Origin of the sequence: Helicobacter pylori (assembly GCF_030062585.1) — a bacterium.
GTDB classification, from domain to species: Bacteria; Campylobacterota; Campylobacteria; order Campylobacterales; family Helicobacteraceae; genus Helicobacter; species Helicobacter pylori_CN.
This window is the reverse complement of record NZ_CP071935.1, coordinates 1,281,309-1,302,071: the sequence shown is the minus strand read 5'-3', so window position 1 is coordinate 1,302,071 and position 20,763 is coordinate 1,281,309. Positions and strand designations below refer to the sequence as shown.

At 39.4% G+C, this 20,763-nt stretch carries 18 protein-coding genes; 3 read left to right on the top strand and 15 right to left on the bottom strand.

The features are described from left to right. Positions 1 to 23: 23 nt before the first annotated feature. Positions 24 to 755 carry a carboxy-S-adenosyl-L-methionine synthase CmoA gene (gene cmoA, locus J5F42_RS06245; protein WP_283491245.1) on the bottom strand — a complete coding sequence of 244 codons (732 nt, stop codon included), beginning with the start codon at positions 753 to 755 and terminating at the stop codon, positions 24 to 26. A gap of 54 nt (positions 756 to 809) precedes the next feature. Next, positions 810 to 1,451 carry a superoxide dismutase [Fe] gene (gene sodB, locus J5F42_RS06240; RefSeq protein ID WP_000494630.1) on the bottom strand — a complete coding sequence of 214 codons (642 nt, stop codon included), beginning with the start codon at positions 1,449 to 1,451 and terminating at the stop codon, positions 810 to 812. A gap of 222 nt (positions 1,452 to 1,673) precedes the next feature. Here sodB and tpx point away from each other — a divergent pair, with 222 nt between their 5' ends. After that, complete coding sequence (gene tpx / locus J5F42_RS06235) at positions 1,674 to 2,174, top strand: thiol peroxidase (protein ID WP_001174691.1); 501 nt, start codon at positions 1,674 to 1,676, stop codon at positions 2,172 to 2,174. Positions 2,175 to 2,431: 257 nt separating this feature from the next. On the opposite strand, the gene cheW is transcribed toward tpx, so the two are convergent. From cheW to pheS, 13 genes are all read right to left on the bottom strand, one after another. Then, a complete protein-coding gene (cheW, locus tag J5F42_RS06230; RefSeq protein ID WP_000070759.1) occupies positions 2,432 to 2,929 on the bottom strand; it encodes a chemotaxis protein CheW in 498 nt (165 codons plus the stop codon). Continuing rightward, entirely contained in the window at positions 2,926 to 5,346 is a 2,421-nt protein-coding gene (gene cheAY2 / locus J5F42_RS06225; protein ID WP_097699404.1) for a chemotaxis histidine kinase/response regulator CheAY2, read from the bottom strand. The genes cheW and cheAY2 overlap by 4 nt, the downstream gene beginning before the upstream one ends. A gap of 56 nt (positions 5,347 to 5,402) precedes the next feature. Continuing rightward, on the bottom strand, positions 5,403 to 6,341 hold the full coding sequence (gene cheV3, locus J5F42_RS06220) for a chemotaxis protein CheV3 (protein ID WP_283491244.1): 939 nt from the start codon (positions 6,339 to 6,341) through the stop codon (positions 5,403 to 5,405). A 4-nt stretch (positions 6,342 to 6,345) separates the two neighbouring features. Continuing rightward, positions 6,346 to 7,104 carry a UDP-2,3-diacylglucosamine diphosphatase gene (locus J5F42_RS06215; protein WP_283491243.1) on the bottom strand — a complete coding sequence of 253 codons (759 nt, stop codon included), beginning with the start codon at positions 7,102 to 7,104 and terminating at the stop codon, positions 6,346 to 6,348. A gap of 1 nt (position 7,105) precedes the next feature. Continuing rightward, entirely contained in the window at positions 7,106 to 7,774 is a 669-nt protein-coding gene (locus tag J5F42_RS06210) for a YggS family pyridoxal phosphate-dependent enzyme (protein WP_283491242.1), read from the bottom strand. A gap of 22 nt (positions 7,775 to 7,796) precedes the next feature. Beyond that, positions 7,797 to 9,647: a menaquinone biosynthesis decarboxylase gene (locus J5F42_RS06205; RefSeq protein WP_283491241.1), complete on the bottom strand. Its 1,851-nt coding sequence runs from the start codon at positions 9,645 to 9,647 to the stop codon at positions 7,797 to 7,799. A gap of 9 nt (positions 9,648 to 9,656) precedes the next feature. Then, positions 9,657 to 11,231, bottom strand: coding sequence for a phosphoglycerate dehydrogenase (gene serA, locus J5F42_RS06200; protein ID WP_097699409.1), 1,575 nt, complete (start codon positions 11,229 to 11,231; stop codon positions 9,657 to 9,659). Between the two features lie 15 nt (positions 11,232 to 11,246). After that, a complete protein-coding gene (locus tag J5F42_RS06195; RefSeq protein WP_097699410.1) occupies positions 11,247 to 11,777 on the bottom strand; it encodes a hypothetical protein in 531 nt (176 codons plus the stop codon). 28 nt (positions 11,778 to 11,805) lie between these two features. After that, positions 11,806 to 13,476 (bottom strand): 30S ribosomal protein S1, encoded by a 1,671-nt coding sequence (locus J5F42_RS06190; RefSeq protein ID WP_097699411.1) that lies wholly within the window; start codon positions 13,474 to 13,476, stop codon positions 11,806 to 11,808. 120 nt (positions 13,477 to 13,596) lie between these two features. Beyond that, positions 13,597 to 14,421: a 4-hydroxy-3-methylbut-2-enyl diphosphate reductase gene (locus J5F42_RS06185; RefSeq protein WP_000403575.1), complete on the bottom strand. Its 825-nt coding sequence runs from the start codon at positions 14,419 to 14,421 to the stop codon at positions 13,597 to 13,599. Further along, positions 14,411 to 15,700 (bottom strand): 3-phosphoshikimate 1-carboxyvinyltransferase, encoded by a 1,290-nt coding sequence (aroA, locus tag J5F42_RS06180; RefSeq protein ID WP_097699412.1) that lies wholly within the window; start codon positions 15,698 to 15,700, stop codon positions 14,411 to 14,413. The genes J5F42_RS06185 and aroA overlap by 11 nt, the downstream gene beginning before the upstream one ends. Positions 15,701 to 15,724: 24 nt before the next feature. Further along, complete coding sequence (gene pheT, locus J5F42_RS06175; protein ID WP_283491240.1) at positions 15,725 to 18,019, bottom strand: phenylalanine--tRNA ligase subunit beta; 2,295 nt, start codon at positions 18,017 to 18,019, stop codon at positions 15,725 to 15,727. Then, on the bottom strand, positions 18,019 to 19,005 hold the full coding sequence (pheS, locus tag J5F42_RS06170; RefSeq protein ID WP_000557061.1) for a phenylalanine--tRNA ligase subunit alpha: 987 nt from the start codon (positions 19,003 to 19,005) through the stop codon (positions 18,019 to 18,021). Before pheS ends, pheT begins: the two co-directional genes overlap by 1 nt. Before the next feature lie 80 nt (positions 19,006 to 19,085). On the opposite strand from pheS, the gene J5F42_RS06165 reads away from it, so the two are divergent. Further along, positions 19,086 to 19,400, top strand: coding sequence for a histidine triad nucleotide-binding protein (locus tag J5F42_RS06165; protein ID WP_001100329.1), 315 nt, complete (start codon positions 19,086 to 19,088; stop codon positions 19,398 to 19,400). A gap of 18 nt (positions 19,401 to 19,418) precedes the next feature. Next, complete coding sequence (locus J5F42_RS06160) at positions 19,419 to 20,741, top strand: aminotransferase class V-fold PLP-dependent enzyme (protein WP_097699414.1); 1,323 nt, start codon at positions 19,419 to 19,421, stop codon at positions 20,739 to 20,741. Positions 20,742 to 20,763 lie beyond the last annotated feature (22 nt).

Below are 20,763 nucleotides of genomic sequence, written 5' to 3'. Positions count from 1 at the left end.
TTTTATATATTATTTCAAAAAACTCATGTTTTTCTGGCAACTAACAGCGTGAAATTCACCCATTTAAACAGCGCTTCCACATGCTTAAACCCCACGCTTTCTAAAAGAGCGACATTTTCTTTTAAACTATAAGGCACAAGCACATTTTCTAACGCTTCCCTTTTGAAAGCGATTTCATTGTGGCTATAACCCTGATTTTGTTTATAAAGGTAGTATAGCTCTATCATTTGCTTGTCTAATATCCGATCTTCGCTCATGATCTTTTCGCCCACCAATAAAACCCCATTCAACGCAAGGCTGTTATAAATCTTTTTGAGCAACACTTCTCTTTGCATGGGGCGGACAAATTGCAACACAAAAAGCAATGAAAACGCGCTCGCTTCTTTAAACTCAACCTCTAAAAAATCCATGCATTCAAAACGGACATTGTTAAAATCTTTTAATTTTTCTTGCGCTTTTTTGAGCATGGGCATGGAATTGTCAATCCCTACAAGCTCAATATCTTGTTGGATTTGTTGGTTAAGTGCAATGAAAAAGTTTCCGGTAGAACAGCCCAAATCATAAATCAAGGGCTTAGGCAAGGGCTTAGGATAGATATTTTCTTTTAAGTTTTGAGCGATAAAATACGCTCCCAAATCCAACATTTCATGATAATAGGGGATGGAACGCTCCAGCATGTCGTCAAAAACATGGGCGACTTTCTCATCAAAACAAAAGCGTTTGTTTAGGGATTGATTAAACAGAGTGTCTTTCATTCAAAAAAGAAGCGTGGTTTAAAAACCTTTAAACCACTCTATGCAAAATAACGCTTAAGCTTTTTTATGCACCAACTCATTGATGTAGTAATCCACTGATCCTAAGCCTTCTTTTTTCGCCCACTCATAGCATTGAGAAACGAAATGCCAATTGACATGCCCATAGAATTTTTCCAAATACACAGGGCGTGCGTTTTTGTGATCAATGTAATAAGCATGCTCCCACACATCCACCACTAAAAGCGGCACTTTTTTATCCGTGACTGGGGTTTGAGCGTTGCTGGTTTGAATGATTTCAATTTTTTGAGTGTCTAAATTATACGCCGCCCAATTCCAACCGGAGCCAAACAAAGTGGTCGCACTCTTAATGAAGTCTTCTTTAAATTTTTCTAGTGAGCCAAAATCTTTTTCTAAAGCCCCTTTTAACTCATCGCTTAAAGCAGTCGCTTTCGGGCTTAAGCAATCCCAATAAAAATCGTGGTTGTAAATTTGAGCGGCGTTATTGAACACGCCTCCGCTAGACTTCGTCAAAATATCAAACAAAGAACTTTTCTCAAAATCCGTGCCTTTGATGAGATTGTTCAAATTATTCACATAAGTTTGATGGTGTTTCCCATGGTGGAAATCAAACGCCACAGGGCTTAAAAAATCTCCCATGCTGTCTTTAGCAAAAGGCAACTCTCGTAATGTAAACATGTTTTCTCCTTGTGATCAGATAGCCGTATTGTAATCATTTTTTAATACTTTTTGGTAAATCTTTTCTTAAAAATGGATCGTTATGCAAATTTTGTAGATTTTAAGGGGTTTTTTAAAATGAAAACGACTTTTTAAACAAATTTTTTTTAAATTTTTTGAAAGTTAATCTTAATGGACTATTATTCTAACGCAATATAGCAATTCATTAGAAAGGATTTAACCATGCAAAAAGTTACTTTTAAAGAAGAAACATATCAATTAGAAGGGAAAACCTTAAAAGTGGGCGATAAAGCCCCTGATGTGAAATTGGTCAATGGCGATTTGCAAGAAGTCAATTTGTTGAAGCAAGGCGTGCGTTTTCAAGTCGTTAGCGCGCTTCCTAGTCTAACCGGATCGGTTTGCTTGCTCCAAGCCAAACACTTCAATGAGCAAGCCGGTAAACTGCCTTCTGTGAGTTTTAGCGTTATTTCTATGGACTTACCTTTTTCTCAAGGGCAAATTTGCGGTGCTGAAGGCATTAAGGACTTAAGAATCTTAAGCGATTTTAGGTATAAGGCTTTTGGGGAAAATTACGGCGTGTTGTTGGGCAAAGGCTCTTTTCAAGGCTTACTCGCTCGATCGGTGTTTGTTCTTGATGATAAGGGAGTGGTTATCTATAAAGAAATCGTTCAAAACATTTTAGAAGAGCCCAATTATGAAGCGCTTTTAAAAGTGTTGAAATAGGAGATCCTTAAAAGGAGGGGGCTACAATTTAGTGAATCTCAACGCAAAAAGCCCCACTTGTTAAAAAGCGTTAGTGATAAAAACTAAAAAATGAGAGATTCTTTTTAATCCACTTAAAAAATTTTCACGCTATTTTTAAAAGAAAAGATTAAAAAAGACTCTGTTTTTAGTGCATTATAAGAGACGCTTGACTAAAATCAAGCTTTTTAATGGAATAAGTCTTTCTCAAAGCCTATAAGGGTTTGATAGAAAAGGTTTTAAAAGTCTTTTTTTAAGATTTCTTCCACTCTTAAAATGGTTACGAGTCTGTCGTTTTGTTTCCCAATGCCATAAGTTAGATTGTTGTTATCGCTCAAAGTTTCTGGCACCGGGTCAATATCCGTTTGCTTGATGCGAATGGCTTCAGTTAAGCGATCTATGAAAAACCCAGCGATCTGATCGTTATGGCGCACCACCAAATAACGAGTGTCTTTGTTTTGCTTTTCAGCTTTCAAGCCGAATTTTAGGCGCAAGCTGATCAACGGGAAGACATTACCCCTTAAATTGAACACGCCAAGCACATAGTTTGGGGTCTCAGGGACTCGTGTGTAACCAATGGGTTTGACGATTTCTAAAATATTCAAAATAGGAATGGCGTATTCTTCATCGCCAATAATAAAGCCAATGAATTGCAAAATTTCTTCATTGTCTTCTTGTTTAGAACCTGCATTAGCTTCTTTTTGTCTTTCAAATAAATCTTTTAATTGGTTGCTCACGATTGGTCTCCTTCTAATTTAATACTGCGCTTCACTACGGTGGTTAAATACTCGCCGCTATAAGGTTTGGTGATGTATTCAGTCATGCCGGATTCAACGCCGCGCATCCTATCGGTTTTAGTTACCCGACTGGTTACTGCAATCAAAGGCAGGTTTTTGAATTTATTGTATTTGCGCACTTCAGAAGCGAAAGTGTAGCCGTCCATTTTAGGCATTTCAATATCCACTAAAATAGCGTCCGGAATCTTATCGCCATTTTTAAGCATTTCTAAGCCCTCTAACCCGTTAGTGGCCTCTAAAAGCGTGATGCCTAATGGTTTTAAACATTTGCGGATAATCGCTCTATCCGTGCTGCTGTCATCAATCGCTAAGACAATATAATCGCTAGGGGAATTTTTGCTCTTCGTGTTTTCGGATTCGTTCATCAAGGTAGTGATATTGACCTTGATGCTTTTTGCCATATCCATCATCGCTCCCACATCTACAATAAGAGTGATTTTCCCATCGCCTCTCACCGTAGCGCCAGCAATGCCTCTAGTGTTTTTAAGATAGTAACCTAAAGATTTAATGACCACTTCTTCTTGACCGATTAAATAATCCACGATCACGCCAATTTTTTGATCAGCCAAGCCAATGATGACCACATACACATCTGAGTTGGATTCCAAAATAGCATCCACTTTAAAAATATCAGAAAGGCGCACCAAAGAAAGCACCTCATCTCTCAAGCGCAACACGCTCTTGCCATCAACGGTGTAGATTTCATCTTGGCTGATACGCACGGTTTCTAAAACCGAAGAAAGCGGGATAGCGTAATATTCTTCTTGAACGCCCACGAGTAAAGCTTGAATGATAGCCAAAGTGAGAGGGATTTTAAGCTTTTGAGTCGTGCCTACCCCCACTTCTGAATCAATTTCAATGATCCCATTGAGCTTTTCAATATTGGTTTTCACCACATCCATGCCAACACCCCTGCCTGAAACATTGGAAACGACTTTTGCGGTAGAAAAGCCTGGCTTGAAAATGAGGTTAAACGCTTCCCTATCGCTCATGCCTTCAGCGTCTCTTTCGCTAATCACCCCTTTTTCAATCGCTTTTTCTTTAAGCATCACAGGGTCTAACCCCTTGCCATCATCAGAGATTTTAATCACAATGTGGTTACCCTCATTATACGCGCTCAATTGCACTTTACCGGTTTCAGGCTTGTTAAGCCTTCTTCTTTCTTCTAAAGGCTCAATCCCATGATCGCATGAGTTGCGGATAATGTGAATGAGCGGATCGCCAATCTCTTCTACAATGGATTTGTCTAATTCGGTTTCTTCGCCTTCAATGATTAATTCAATGCTCTTGCCTAATTCCCGGCTCAAATCCCTTACCATGCGAGGGAATTTATTGAACACTTTGCCCACTGGTTGCATCCGGGTTTTCATCACCGCAAGTTGCAAGTCTGTCGTTACCGCTGAAATAGAAGAGACCACCTGGTTTAATTCCTCTAAAAACTTTTCCCCATCATAGCGTTCTTCCACATCGCTATAGATTCTAATCAAGCGATTCTTGCCTAACACAAGCTCACCGATTAAATTCATCAAGTGATCCAAGCGGCGCACATCCACCCTAACGGTTTGCTCCACGCCAATAGAGGGGGCTTTATTTTCTTCAGTATCGGCTTTAGCCTTAGCTTTAGTTTCGGTTTTAGGGGCTTTGGGGGTTTCTGTTTTAGGGGCTTCTTTTGTTGGGGTAACTTCTTGTTTGGCTTCTTGTTTTTTTTGAGCTCTTCGCTCTTTATCGGCTTCTTGGCGTTTGTTCAGCAGGCGTTCAATTTCCGCTTCCACTTCTTCAGCGCTCATGTTAGCGTAATCCAAATCCGGCTCATCGGCTAGCGGGTTATCGCTTGATGTGTTTTCTGCAGTAGGGGCTTTTGCCTTGTTTTCTTTAATTTCTTCTTTCGCTTCTTCTTTCACTTCTTCTTTATTTTCTTTTTTGGGGGCTTCTTTAGTCCTTTCTTTAGCGCCCTCTAAATTTTGGCTCGTAATGGCTTGAAGCTGTTTGACCGCTTCTTCAATCTCGTTTTCCTTGCCGTTATTGGTATCCGAGCCGGTATCTCTAATCGTTACGAGTAAAGTTTTCATCAAATCAATGGAGCGCAACACGACATCCATAATATCCGGCGTGATTTTGATTTCGCCCTTTCTGGCGCGATTTAAGACATCTTCCATGTTGTGCGTGAGGTGCGTGAGAATATTAAGATTCAAAAACGAGCTAGAGCCTTTAATGGTGTGGGCGACTCTAAAAATGCGATTGAGCAAGTCCAAATCTTCAGGGTTATGCTCTAATTCCACCAGATCCTGATCCAACTGCTCGTTCATTTCAAAGGCTTCAATCAAGAAGTCTTCCATTATTTCTTGCAAATCATCCATTTAAAACCCCTTTTTAGCGTTTGAGATAAGAGTATTTTACAATTTTATAAAAAAAATTACGCATTCTTGTCTAAAATCTTAGAAATTTCTTCGGTGAATTTTTCTGCGTCAAACTTGACTAAATACGCTACAGCCCCCATTTCTTTAGCCCTTTCAGCGCTGTAATTATCGCAAATAGAAGAATTGAAAATCACAGGAATATAAGCGAACCTAGGGTCTTTTTGGAGCTTGAATAAGAAATGATAGCCATCCATTTTAGGCATTTCAACATCTGAAATAATGAATTTCAAATGCTTCCTCAAATCGTCCCCGTATTTTTTGAATAGCATTTCTAATTTGTTCAACCCATCTTCCCCATCCACAGCTTCCGTGATGCTAAAACCCAATTTGCTTAAATGGTTTTTTAAGGTTTTCCTCGCCGTTCTGCTATCGTCTAAAAACAACACTTCGCCTTCAAAATGCTGTTTGGTGGTGGCTTCCTTAGCGCTTTTAGCGTCTTCATTAAGCTTTAAATCGTCTAAAATGCTTTCTAAATCCAAAATGAGTAGGGTTTGATCGTTTTCAATGCGCGTGGTGCCGGTGATATTTTCTTTATTGATGTTATTGGATGCGCTAAAGGATGCAGGCTCCACATCTTTCCAGCTAATGCGCCTGATACGCCTAGCCGAATGGACTAAAAAGCCCATTTTAACGTTGTTAAATTCAGTGATAATGACGATTTTTTCATTTTCTTTGCTTTTATCCGGGACAATCCCTATCCATTTAGCCAAATCAATAAGCGGAATGATTATGGAGCGCAAATCAAACACGCCGATGATGTAATCCAAATTCGTGGGGTATTCAAAAAGGGTGGGCATGGGGATGATTTCTTGGACTTTAGCCACATTGATGCCATAAATCCCCTCATAAGGGACGCCCTCTTGCATGCCATAAATACGAAAATCCACGAGTTCTATCTCACTCAATTTTAAATCGTTAGCTGTTTTTTCTGCCATAGATTTAGGCGTCCTTATTTTGAGATGGTTCTAAAACGCTTGATGATACCTTAAAAAGGCTTTGTTCGTAATAAAAGGAAGGCAGTGGGCAATAAATCGGCGCATTCAAGGGGATTTTTACACCGCTTTTGAGATGAAAATGCCCCTCTATAATGCCGTCAATGCTATCAATGTTGAGATCTTTAATATAGTTTTGATAGGCTTTTAGGCGCTTTTCAATAAAGGCTTTTAATTCTTTTGGCTCTAATTCCCAAAGGCGGACGGGTTTTTGATAAATGAGTTTTTTCAAAAAAGGGTATAAGGTTTTAAAACTTAATAAATTTAAAAAAGTTAGAAAAAATCTAGCCCAAGTGGAAGTGAGTTGCGTGATGTAAAATTCATACGCCTTAGTAGTGAATAAATCCCCATGGGCTAGTAAAAAGCGTTTGTTATCGTATTGGAATAATACGGGTTGGTTTTGGCGCTCAAAAACTACTACTTTGGAATTGAATACAAAACGCATGGAAAAATCATGGTTGCCTTCAAAATAAAAGACTTGTGAAATTTCGCTTAACGCATGGATTAGATCAATGATTTTTTGCTGCTCTTTATCTAGGGGTAAATAGCCCACAAGAACATGGAAAATATCGCCCATGAAAAAGACTTGTGGAGGTTTGGCGCTTAAAAGTTCTTGAAGCGTATGGATTAAATGAGGGCTTTCAGGCAAAAAATGCGCATCAGAGATAAAAACAGCCCCATTTTTAAGCGCATAAGTTTCTAGCATCTTACTCTTTGAACAAAAAAGAGCCAATCCTTAAAAGATTCGCCCCGCAAGCAATCGCTAATTCAAAATCACAACTCATGCCCATTGAAAGAACGCTCGCATTTTTTATTTGGTCAAAAAGCTTTTTGGTGGTGATAAAGGATTTTTCAATTTTCTTTTCATCATCGGTGTGCGCCCCTATACACATCAGCCCCTTAAGCTTGAGGTGCTTGCAAGTTTCACTGATTTGAGAATAAGTTTCTAGCGTTTCTTCAGGCATTACCCCGCTTTTACTTTTCTCATATGCGCTATTAACCTGTAAAAGAGCGTTTAAATTGACGCCCAATATTTCGCAACGCTTTTCTATCTTCAAAGCGAGTTTTAAAGAGTCTAAAGAATGCAAAAGAGCGGGCTTTAAACTCAAAAGCGCATTGATTTTATTTTCTTGTAAAGAGCCTATCATGTGCCATTCAAGGGGCAAATGCTCTAAAGAATGCATTTTAATTTTTAAATCTTGAACTTTATTTTCTCCAAAAGCCCTTTGAGAGCAGTTGTAGTAATGTTGGATAGCTTCTAGGGAAGCGTTTTTTGAAACAGCCACGATTTTGACAATGTGGTGTCTTGAATAGGCGGTGCGAGCCTTTTCTATTTTGGTGATGAGAGCATCAATCCTTTGGCGATAATCTAACATAATCCTTCTTTATGGCTATTCTTTATAGATCTTCTTTGTGCGTGCTGAAAGAATGCGTGAGGTGGAATTTTTGATTTAAAGTTTCAAAATCTTTTAAAAGCCCTTTCTTTTTCAAATTTTCTATGACTTCCATGGAGCAATTGGTTTCGGTGGGCCATTCTCTAAAATGTTTGTCCATAACGCCCTTATTGGTAGCGTTTATAAAAAAACAATGTTTAGAGGTGAGAATATCGCGCTTGGCATCAATATTATTAACGATGCGCCATAACAGCATGTAAGGGTTGTTCAAATCGTTGCTGGTATGCTCTACAAAGATGACAATGCGTAAATGCTCTTCAAAACCGAGCAAGTTTTTAGCCAATTCAATGACGCTTTTGTCTTTCTTTTCCACGCTAATGACGCAAATGGGGTTACGAGTGTGCGGGTAATATTGCTTCAAAAGAACGATATTTTGCATTTTATCTTGTAAAAGCGCTAATAAGGCACTATCGTTTAAAAGCGTGGGGTAGGGGGTATTGCTTTTAGAAGTCGCATCAATACCGAGTTTCCCCCCCATAGCGTATTCAGGGCTTGCATGATCTAAGGCGTCGCATATGCCTTGAGAGATGAGCGCGTTTTCTTTAGAAAAATTCTCTAGTATATACTCAATGATAGCGTTGGTGTCCCTTAGATTAGGAGCGTCTTCATTGACAAAAATCGCATGCTTGACAAAGCTCATCTGCCCCACGCCCCAAAAAGCATGCATGACTTGTTTGGCATGAGCGTTATAGCGCGTGTGTATTTTGGCTAAAATCAAATTATGAAACACCCCATTTTCTGGCATGTAATAATCTATGAGATTGGGAGCGTTCATTTGGAGCAAAGGCAAGAACAAGCGTTCAGTCAAATACCCCATGTATTTGTCTTCTAAAGGAGGCTTACCCACCACAGTGGCTAGGTAAATGGAATCTTTTTTATAGCTAATGGTTTTGACTTCTAAAACAGGGTAAGGCTCAATAGGGGTGTAATAGCCAGTGTGATCCCCAAAAGGCCCTTCAAGCTCTAACTTTTCGCAATCCACAAACCCTTCTATCACAATGTCGCAGTCGCTTGGCACGCTCAAAGGATTGCTCAAGCATGGCATCACGCGCACTTTTTTTTCTCTCATAAACCCATAAAGCATGAGTTCATAAACCCCATAAGGTAAGGGGGCTGTCGCGCACCATGTGTAGAGCAAATCCCCGCCAATAGCGATACTGACAGGCATTTTGACTTTAGCCTTAGCGTATTCGTGGAAAAAGAGTTGGGAGTCTTTATGGATTTGCCAGTGCAAGCCTAAATGGTTTTTATCATAAACTTGCAAGCGGTACATGCCTAAATTCTTTTTTTTATGATCCAAGCTTTGGGTATAGACTTGCCCCATAGTGATAAAAGACCCGCCATCTTTTTCCCAAGTTTTTAAAACGGGTAGATCCAACAAATTGACTTCTTTATCTTGCTTGATAATGAGATCTTTAGGGCGAGTGGTTTTTTTAGGGAAAATGTGTCTTAAATCCCATAAATCTTTTAAGACTTTCAAACCCTCAGTGAAATTTTTAGGAGCGTTAAAGTGCAAGAAAGCTTGCATGCGTTGTTGCAGGCTTTCTATGGGGGTTTTTAACAAAAGCTCCAAGCGTTTGAAAGAGCCAAAAGCGTTCATTAAAACCGGCATGCCAAAGGTTTTGATTTGGTCATGCTCTTTTCTTATGGGTTGCGTGAATAAAAGGGCTTTGCCCCCATTAGGTTTTTTCGCTTCTATATAGGCCAGATGAGCGATTTCTAAATCCACTTCAAGGGGGGTGTCAATGACTTCTAATTCATTATGCTTTTTTAAAAGCTTTAAAAAATCTCGCATCCAACTACCTTAAATAACCACATAATGAACGCTTAAGCATGCAGGAATGTTTTTAAGCTCTTCTAAAACTTCCAAAGAAACTTCTTCATCTACAATAATGAGCGCTAAAGCTTCTTTTTGCGTGTTGCGCCCCAAACGAAAATCAGCGATGTTAATACCATGCCTAGCGAACGCATTCCCCACGCTCCCAATAACGCCTGGAATATCCGTATTCCTAAATAGAAGCATTTTACCTTTTGGCTCTATATCAATATGAAACCCATCGATCTCAGTGAGTTTTAAAATATCTTCTTCAAACACCGTGCCGCTCACACTGATTGCGCCATTAGCCGCATTGAGGGTTAAAGAGAGCATGTTTTTATAGGGCGAAGCGCTTTCTTTAAGGCTAACTTTAATCTCAATGCCTCTTTCTTTGGCCACAAAGGGGGCGTTAATGTAATTGATTTTATCCCCTACAACGGGTTTTAACACCCCTACTAGCGTAAAGGCTACAAGGGCGTCTTTGAATTGGTTGATCTCCCCACAAAGACTGAGTTCAATTTTTTGGCACACGCCCTTATGGATTTGACTGGAAAAATAACCCAGTTTTTGCGCTAAATTCAAGTAGGCTTTCGCGCTTGCATCAAAAGCTTGCATGGGTAAATTTAGAGCATGCGGGTGGCTTGAACCCCTTAAAGATTCCATAACCCCTTGAGCGGCCTGTTTGGAAATTTCTTCTTGAGATTCTAAAGTGTTCGCGCCAATATGGGGGGTCGCATACACATTAGGCAAATCTAAAAGTTTGTTATGAATGCCAGGCTCTTTAGAAAAGACATCAATGCCAAGCCAACGCACTTTTTTGTTTTCTAAAGCTTCATAAAGAGCGTCTTCATTATAAAGCCCACCCCTAGCGCAATTGATCAAAATAACCCCTTTTTTCATGCGCTCAATCTCTTTAGCGCCTATCATGTTAATGGTTTCTTTATTTTTGGGGGTGTGGATAGTGATCATATCGCATTGCAAAATGTCTTCAAAATTTTTCGTGTAAATGACCCCTAAATCAGTGGCTTTTGAAGAAGGGATATAAGGATCATAGGCTAGGACTTCCATTTCAAAAGCTTTTGCCCTAATGCCCACCCTAGAGCCAATATTCCCAAAACCAATGATTCCTAGTTTTTTATTTTTCAATTCCGTGCCATACCAATCTTCTCTTTTCCATAACCTTTGGTGTTTGATTTGATCGTTCGCGCAAGGGAACGAACGCACTGCATTGATCAAATGCGCCATCGTTAATTCCACAGCGGCAATCGTGTTAGCGGTAGGGATATTCATCACCACAATGCCTTTTTGAGAGCAGCTTTCTAAATCAATATTATCCACTCCCACGCCCGCTCTCACAATGGATTTTAAGTGGGTTAAGGGCTTTAAAAAATCGCTTGTGATAGGGGTCATGCTACGAGTGATGAGCGCATCCATGGGGATGAGTTTCTCTAAAAGCTCCTTTTTGGGGCATTTGGAATAATCATGCAAAACAATGTCTTTTTGAGCTTCTAAAATTTGAATGCCTTTAGCATGGATGGGGTCGCAAATGGCTACTTGATACATTTTTATCCTTTGAATTTAAAAAACAGCATGATAGCGTATTTTATAATAGTCTAAATCAGCCAACAAGCGTTCTTTTTTATTTTCATCTAAATAGATGATGAGGTTGGGTTGGTTTTTGGTGTTATCGTAAGCGTAATCAATTTGTTCTTTTTTAAGGATTTCTTTTAAGCACCACCATTGATAGTCCTTTAAATCCTTAATGATAAGCTTTGAATACTCTCTTTTTTTTTCTTCAAAAGGGATTTCAAAATAATGCTCCACAACGGGGTAATTGATAGATTCTTGTGCATCAAGGTTTTGAAAAAGGGTGTTACTATGATCTTCTTCGTTATGGGGGGCTTTTTCATCGTTAGGGGTATTAGGATTATTGGGGCTTTCTTCTAGGTTGATTTCATGGCTTTTTTCATTGGTTTGAGGGATCGCATTGGTTTGAGGGATCGCATGAGAAGCAACAGGCATTTCTTTTTTAACGCTTAAAAACAAATAGGCTAAAACGCCAAGAGCGACAGCTAGGGAAATAAAAGCAACAACACCCTTAAATCTCATGCCATTCTCATGCTTTTAAAATCACTCTTTAGAGTTTTTCTTTAAGAATATCCCCTAAAGTCATTTTATCATCGCTCGTGTTAAAGGCTTGCAATTCTTCTTTTTCTTTTTTACGCTCTAACCTATGCACAGAAGCACGCACTTTGTTGTTAGACTTTTCAATCGCAACAACCACGCAAGTGATTTCCTGCCCCATTTTGATTTCATCTTTTTTCAAGGGGCTTAAATCTTCGTTTTTGATCAGCATGTCAATGCCATCAGCATGAATGAAAACGCCAAAATCCTTGATACTCACCACTTTGCCTTGAATCACGCTGTCTGTTTTATGCTTTTGAGCGAATTCTTCTGTGGGGGAAGTCACCAAGTGCTTCGCACTCAAAGAAATCTTTTTATCTTTTTTGTTGATTTTAAGGATTTTGACTTTGATCACATCGCCAATTTTATAGTGGTCTTTGCACTTTTTATCTTTATCCCAAAAAGCGTCATGATTGTGGAGCAAACCATCCACCCCACCCAGATTCAAAAACGCTCCAAAATCCGTTAAAGTCGCCACTTTGCCCTCTACAATATCCCCCACTTGGTGTTTGGATTCAAAAACATCAAAAGGCCTGTTAGTGAGTTGTTTTAAAGAAACCCTTAAGCGGCGGTTTTTAGGATCAATGTCAATGATCTTCACATCAATTTCTTGCCCCACGCTCAAGTAATGGCTAGGGTGGCTGACATTTTTATCCCAAGAGATTTCAGAAACATGCAAAAAGCCTTCAATATCATTACCAATATCCACAAACACCCCATAATGTTCAATGTTGCTCACCACCACCTTAATGGCGTATCCGGGCTTTAGTTTGTCTTGGATCTCTTCCCATGGGTCTTCTATGGTCGCTTTTATGGAGAGTGAAAGGCGTCTTTTTTCTGCATCATAAGCGATGGCTTTGACATAGACTTCATCGCCCTCTTTGTAGTATTTTTCAGGATTGACTGGTCCTTTATGGCTGATTTCAGAATAATGGACCAAGCCCTCAATCCCCTTAGCTTCTACAAAAATGCCAAAAGGGGTGATCTGGCGTACAACCCCCAATACCGGCTCTGTAGCTTCTAACAATTCTTTAGAAACCTCAAGTTGCCGTTTGTCATTGACTTCAAAGAATCGTTTGCGAGAAATATTGATAGAATGGTTTTCCTTATCCACACGAATGATACACGCTTTAATGCGTTTGCCGATATGGTTTGCGTCATTCTTTAAAGAAGAGTGCGAGCGGGAGAGGAAATACTCCACGCCTTGAGACTCCACGATATAGCCCCCTTTATTCTTGCCTACAATCTTGCCCTCAATAATGGCGTTTTCATAGTTTTCGCCCAATTCTTCAATTTTAGCCTGAATCTTTTGTTGGGAAATGGCCTTTTTGTAGGAAACGCTAGGGTGTTCACCTTTTTCGGACACATGCACGACAATGGGGTCATTTTTTTGATACAGCAACTGCCCCTTTTCATCGGTGATCTCGCTTAAAGCCAAACGGCCTTCTGTCTTACCGCCCACGCTCACCATGGCATAACCATCATTCTCATTGATGGAAACGATTAGCCCTTCTTTGATAGTGCCTTTTTCTAGGGTTTCTTCTTTTTCTAATTGTTTTTTAAAGAGTTTTGCGAAGTTTTCCTCCTCGTCATTAAAGTTCTGATCATCTGCTATCTTGCTCATTGACTGCCTTACTATAAAATAAATATAAAATCCTTAGGGGCATTGTATCCTTTTTTGGCTTACAAAATCGTTTAAAAACTAACAATTAGCGGTTTTTTTAAAGAAAATTTTCAAAATGTGTTAAATCGTGCTGATTTTTTGCTTGACATTTTCTATAATCCAATCCGGCGTGGAAGCCCCAGCGGTAATCCCGCACAATTTTTTATCCTTAAACCACGCCAACTCTAATTCGTTTTCATCTTCTACCAAGTAGCTGTCTTTGCAATGCTGTTTGGCGATGCTTAGGAGCTGTTTGGTGTTTGAAGAAGTTTTACCGCCCACGACTATCATAATATCCACTTCCTTACTCAAATCCAAAGCGGCTTTTTGGTTGTAAGAAGTAGCGTTGCAAATCGTGTTAAAAATACGCACTTCAGTGCATCTTTCCACCAAATAAGAAGCGATTTGCAAGAGTTTTGGGGTTTGTTTGGTGGTTTGGGAGACTAAAGCCACTTTCCGTTGGAGCTTTTTTTCTTGCAATTCTTCTAAAGAATTGACAACTAAAGCCTGGTTAGTGGCATAGCTTATCACGCCCTTGACTTCAGGGTGGTTAATATCCCCAAAAAGTACGATTTGATACCCTTCTTTGCTCATGGATTCCACAATTTGCTGAGGTTTGATCACATACGGGCAAGTCGCATCAGTGATTTTGACCCCCTTGTTTTTCAAGTATTCTAAATCCTGCTTAGGAATGCCATGAGTTCTTATGATCACGCTCTTATTTTTAGGGATTTTTTTAGGATCTTCTTCAATTTTCACATTGAAGTTTTTTTCCAAACGATTGATTTCTTTAGCGTTATGAATGAGCGAGCCAAAAATCAAGCTGTTTTGATTTTTTTCAGCGATTTGTATCGCTCTTTTGACGCCAAAACAAAAACCATAATCCTTAGCCATTTTAATTTCCATTAAAACTCCCTTTTTTGAATAGATTGAGCCAAAGCTGAAAGGTTGGGAAAGAAATGTTTGCGCATTCTAAATTATCAATTTCTAAAGGCAACGCTAAAGTTAAAACAGCGAAACTCATCGCAATCCTGTGATCATTAAAGCTTTTGATAAGGGGGGGTTTTTTTTGAGAAAGGTGCTGTTTTAATGGGCTTATATCTTCTAATCCCTCTACATAAAACCCATCTTCAAATTCTTCGCACTCAATCCCTAAAGCTTTGAAATTAGAAACAACCGCTTTAATCCTATCGCTTTCTTTAGCTCGTAAATCTTTAGCGTTTCTCACCATGCTTTTGCCTTTTGCAAAAAGCATAGCGATACTCAAAGCGGGGATTTCATCAATAAGGCTGGCGATATTCTGATCAATACTGATCGCTTTTAAAGGGGCATGTTCTATGTAAATATCGCCAATGATTTCTAAATCTTTGGATTGAATCGCATACTCTATATGAGCGCCCATTTTTTTCAAAACTTCAAAAGCTTCTATGCGAGTGGGGTTGAGCAAGACATTTTTTAAAAGAAGGTGGCTTTTTGGCGTAATCGCACAAGCGAGGGCGAAAAAAAACGCGCTAGACGGATCATTAGCTATGGTAAAATCAAAAGCTTCTAGGGGTTTTTCTAGGGGTGAAATTTTTAAAACGCCGTCTTGATTGTGAATCTTAGCTCCCAAACTTTTAAGCATGATTTCTGTGTGGTTACGGCTAAGCTCATTTTCTTTATAGGCGCTTATGCCTTGAGCTTGCAAGGCGCTTAAAATAAAAGTGCTTTTGACTTGAGCTGAAGCGATAGGGCTTTCATAATGGCAAGCTTTTAAAGGACTCCCTACAATCGCTAAGGGGGCGAAATGGTTATCCTCTCTCCCTAAAATCCTTGCCCCAAAAGCTTTCAAAGGCTCAATGATTCTTTTCATGGGGCGTGAGTTTAGGGAATTGTCTCCGCTTAAAACAAAAAGCCCTTTTTGAGCGCTTAAAAGCCCGCTGTATAAACGCATACTGGTGCCAGAATTGTTGCAATTTAAAATCTTGTTAGGCTCTTTTATAGCCGTTGGGGGCGTGATTTTAAAAGAATTTTTGGCGGTATTTTCCACTTTAGCCCCTAAATTTTGAGCGATTTCTAAAGAGCTTAAACAATCCTCTCCCATCAAAAAATTCCGCACGAAACAAGGTTTTTGAGCGAGCAAGCTAAAAATAACGGCTCTGTGCGAGAGCGATTTATCGCTAGCGTTAATGTCAAGCTCTATCACATATTATCCTTTGCTATCTTTATATTATCCCTTAAGGCGGGCGTTAAATTCTTTTTCTAAAATTTCAAGCGCTTTTTGCACGGCTGAATTGACCTCTTCATCATTTAAGGTTTTTTCTAAAGAATGGATCACGCAACGCACGCTTAAGGCTATGGAATTATTACTTTCTTTGAAAATATCAAGGGGTAGAATCTCGCTTAAATTAGGGATTTGAGCGTCTTTTAGGGCTTTTTTAATCTTGCTAAAAGCGGTATTTTCATCAATGATGAGAGTCAAATCCCTCACACTGCTAGGGTAAATGCTAAAGGGCTTTAATAGCATGGCAGGGCGTTTGAGTTTAAAAGCGTCTATCTCAGCGTAATAGCTTTCAAACAAATCCAATTCCTGGATCACTTTAGGGTGGATTTTAGCGATTGTGCCTATGATTTCATTGTTTTGAATGATTTTAGCGCTCTGGTAGGGGTGGTTAATGGGGGTTTGAGCGTTTAGTTTTTCTAGGCTAAAATCCCCTATAACTTTTGAAACGCATTCAGCGAAAGAATAAAAATCCCAAGCCTTGCCCTTAGCGTAAGGGTAGCTTTCTTTTTTTTGCAAGCCGCTCGCTAAAAAGCCTAGTTTTTGGATCTCTTCTCTTTTAGAGTTATACACGCTCCCTTTTTCATAAAGGGCTATGCTTTTAAACCCTAAATTTTTATTCCTTAAACTGGCGTCTAAAAGCCCGCAAACAAGGCTCGTTCTCAGGGTGTTGAGATCCGTTGTGATAGGATTTTGCAATTCTAGAGAATCTTCTAAGACTTCAAAGCCTAGTTTTTGCTGTTTTTCTTTAGAATAAAACACATAATGAATGACTTCTTTAAAACCGCAAGCGAGAGCCTTGTGTTTAAGGTTTTCAAAAAAGCGGTGCGTGTCATAATGGGGGTTTGAATTTTTACTGCTGACACAATGAAGGGGCTTTGAGATCAAATTATCAATCCCTACAAAGCGCAAGATTTCTTCAGCAATATCTTGGATCGTTTTAATGTCATGCCTGAAATTTGGCGCAATAACCTCTAAAATTGGGGGTTTTGAGTTTGGCTCTTTTGCACTAACTTTAAAGCCTAAATTTTTTAAAATGCCTTGAATTTTTTCTTTTTCTACAGCAAGCCCCAAAATTTCAGTAATGTCTTCAAGTTGGAATGTAAGGGTGCGATCTTTTAAAGAATGCTTAGTTTGTTTGCTTTCTAAAATCGTGGCTTTCAAATGAGCGCTTAAAAAATTCAAGCCGTCTGATAGATTAGGGTTACTCCCCCTAGTGCTCCTATAAATAAGGGCGTTGTCTTTTTGAAGCGTTTTATCTTTTAGGGCGTGTAATTTTAAAGACAGGCTTACAGGATCAGTATAACTTGCCTCTAAAAGCAAACACTCGCTCAAATCTTTTTGATCTTGATGCTTGATAGCGATAGTGGAGCGTTTTTGATGGTTGATATAAACGCTTTCAAGGTTGTTTTCATCGTTTTTCACGCTCAAATCAACAGGGGTTGTATTCAGGCTATAAGCGTTCAATATTACCCCACTAAAATGCGCGCTAAATTCTATGAAATTGTTCAGTTCGTTCTCGCTTAAGGCATTATTGTGAGCGAGCGAAAGCTTGATATTTAAAGGGGTTTTTAAAGAATGGTTGCAAATTAAATAATAAGCCAGATGCGATTCAATATTTTCATCCGCATGAAGCGCAATTGAATCGCTTTTTGGCGTAAAATTTAAAGCCTTGATAGGTTTTAGGGGCGTGTGATAAAAGGCGCTAATTTCTCTGGCAATACCTAAAACGCTCAAGCAATCCCCACGATTAGGAGTCAATGAAATTTCTAAAACATGCGTGTTGAAAGGGGCGTATTCATGTAATTCCTTCCCTAAAACCAACTCCCCAACGCTCTCATCTAATTCCAAGATGCCATCATTGATTTTGGGGAAGCCTAATTCAATGCTAGAGCAAATCATGCCATGGCTTTCAACCCCCCTAAGCTCGGTTTTAGCGATTGTGGTTGAGCCTATGATCGCTCCTTTGAGGGCGACTGGTGCAAATTGGTTTTTTGCGACATTTTTAGCCCCACACACGATTTGCAACACTTCTTTACCCACATCCACTTGACACACGCTGAGTTTTTCAGCGTTTTTATGGGGGGCTTTTTCTAAAACCTTACCCACAACCACATTTTTAGGAGCGATATAAGGGATACAGCTCTCCACTTCTAAGCCTAAGCGGCTCAAATCCTCACAGATTTTGGCTATATCTTTAGGCGTATTGACAAAAACATTCAAATCATTAACGCTTAGTTTCATTAAAAACTCTCCAACACTCTCAAATCAGTTTCAAAGAAACTGCGTAAATCATTGATTTGACAAGTCAGCATGGCTAATCTTTCAATCCCCATGCCAAAGGCAAACCCGCTCACATTCTCATACCCTATGGCTTCAAACACCGCATTATTGACCATGCCACAACCCAACACTTCCAGCCAACCTGTGTGCGAGCAAACCCTACAGCCTTCCTGCTTGCAAAACACGCAACTAATATCCACTTCAGCGCTTGGCTCTGTGAAAGGGAAAAAGCTAGAGCGCCACCTTAATTTCACGCCGCCAAAGAAATAATGCAAAAAGTCTTCGATCACGCCCTTTAAGTGCGTGAAACGGATATTCCCTTTTTGATCCACGACAAGCCCTTCAATTTGATGGAACATGGGCGTGTGGGTCAAATCATAATCGCGCCTAAAGGTTTCGCCTAAACAAATCATCTTAATGGGTGGGGTTTGTTCTTGCATGGTGTGGATTTGAACAGGCGAAGTGTGGGTCCTTAAAAGCTTGTGATCTTTAAAATAAAAAGTGTCTTGCATGTCTCTTGCAGGGTGGTAAGGGGGCAAGTTTAAAGCGCTGAAATTATGGAAATCATCTTCCACTAAAGAGCCGATTTCAAGCTTGTATCCTAATGGGGTAAAAAATTCAATGATTTTATTTTTAGTATAATTCAAAGGGTGAGAAGAGCTTGTTTTGATAGCGTTAAACAAACTCACATCAATTTTTTCTTTTTTCAAGCGTTCTTCTAATTCAAGCTCTAAAATAGCCTTTTTTTTCCATTCAAAGGCTTTTTCAAACGCTTGCTTATAGTGGTGGATTTCTTTAGCAAAGGCGTTTTTTTCTTCGCCGTTCAGGTTTTTGAGCTGGTTGAATTTATCCGCAAAAACCCCTTTTTTACCCAAAGCATTCAAACGCGCTTCTTCTAATTCTTTGCTATTAGTAACCTTTTCTAATCGCTCTATTAAGGTGTGCAATAACGATCCTTATATTTTATTTTTAAAAAGCTATAATACAACTTTAATAAAAGAAAAACCTTAAAAGGGAGCAAAAAAGCATGAATGTGTTTGAAAAAATAATCAAAGGCGAAATCCCTTGTTCTAAGATTTTAGAAAACGATCGTTTTTTATCCTTTTATGACATTAACCCTAAAGCTAAAGTGCATGCGTTAGTGATCCCTAAGCAAAGCATTCAGGATTTTAATGGCATCACTCCAGAGCTTATGGCTCAAATGACAAGTTTTATTTTTGAAGTGGTGGAAAAATTAGGCATCAAAGAGAAGGGTTACAAGCTTTTAACGAATGTGGGTAAAAACGCAGGGCAAGAGGTGATGCATTTGCATTTTCATATTTTAAGCGGAGACAAACATTAAAAGCGTTGGTGGTATTTCGTGCAAGCGTTTTTAAACAGGAGTTTTGCTCCCTTACTCAATCCTAATGAAAGTCCTTTAGAGCAAGTTAAATCCAGTATTATTTTAAAAAAAGGGGTGTCTTATTTTGACTGGGGGGCTTCAGGTTTAGCGAGCGTTTTAGTGGAAAAGCGCGTGAAATCCTTACTGCCTTATTACGCGAACGCTCATTCCATCGCTTCTAAGCATGCGATTTTAATGGGCATGCTTTTAAAAGAGTGCCAAGAAAAGTTGAAGCGTTCTTTAAATTTGAGCGCTAATCATTGCGTCTTGAGCGCAGGGTATGGGGCGAGCTCAGCGATTAAGAAATTTCAAGAAATTTTAGGGGTGTGTATCCCTTCAAAAACGAAGAAAAATTTAGAGCCATATTTGAAAGATATGGCTTTAAAGCGTGTGATTGTGGGGCCTTATGAGCATCATTCTAATGAAATCAGCTGGCGTGAAGGCTTGTGTGAAGTGGTGCGTATCCCCTTAAATGAACATGGTTTATTGGATTTAGAAATTTTAGAGCAAACTTTAAAAAAATCCCCTAACAGCCTGGTTTCTATGAGCGCGGCTTCTAATGTAACCGGACTGCTTACGCCCTTAAAAGAAGTTTCATTATTGTGTAAGAAATATAAGGCCGATTTGGCTTTGGATTTAGCGAATTTTAGCGCGCATGCTAACCCTAAAGATTGCGAGTACCAAACCGGTTTTTATGCGCCTCATAAGCTTTTAGGGGGTATTGGAGGGTGCGGTCTTTTAGGCATTTCTAAAGATTTGATTGACACGCAAATCGCCCCGAGTTTTAGTGCAGGGGGCGTGATTAAATACGCTAATCGCACACGGCATGAATTTATTGATGAATTGCCTTTGAGAGAAGAGTTTGGCACGCCAGGGTTGTTGCAATTTTACAGGAGCGCTCTAGCGTATCAATTGAGAGATGAATGCGGTTTGGATTTTATCCATAAAAAAGAAAACAACCTTTTAAGAGTGCTTATGCATGGCTTAAAAGACTTGCCCGCTATTAATATTTATGGGAATTTAACAGCGAGTCGTGTGGGGGTAGTGGCTTTTAATATTGGAGGGATTTCGCCCTATGATTTAGCGAGAATCTTAAGCTATGAATACGCTATTGAAACCCGGGCAGGTTGCTCTTGCGCGGGGCCTTATGGGCATGATTTATTGAATCTTAACGCCCAAAAGTCAAGCGATTTTAACGCTAAACCCGGATGGCTTAGGGTGAGTTTGCACTTCACGCATTCCATAAACGATATTGATTATTTGCTAGACAGCTTGAAAAAAGCGGTTAAAAAATTGCGTTAAGCTAAAACTATTTTTAAGGAAA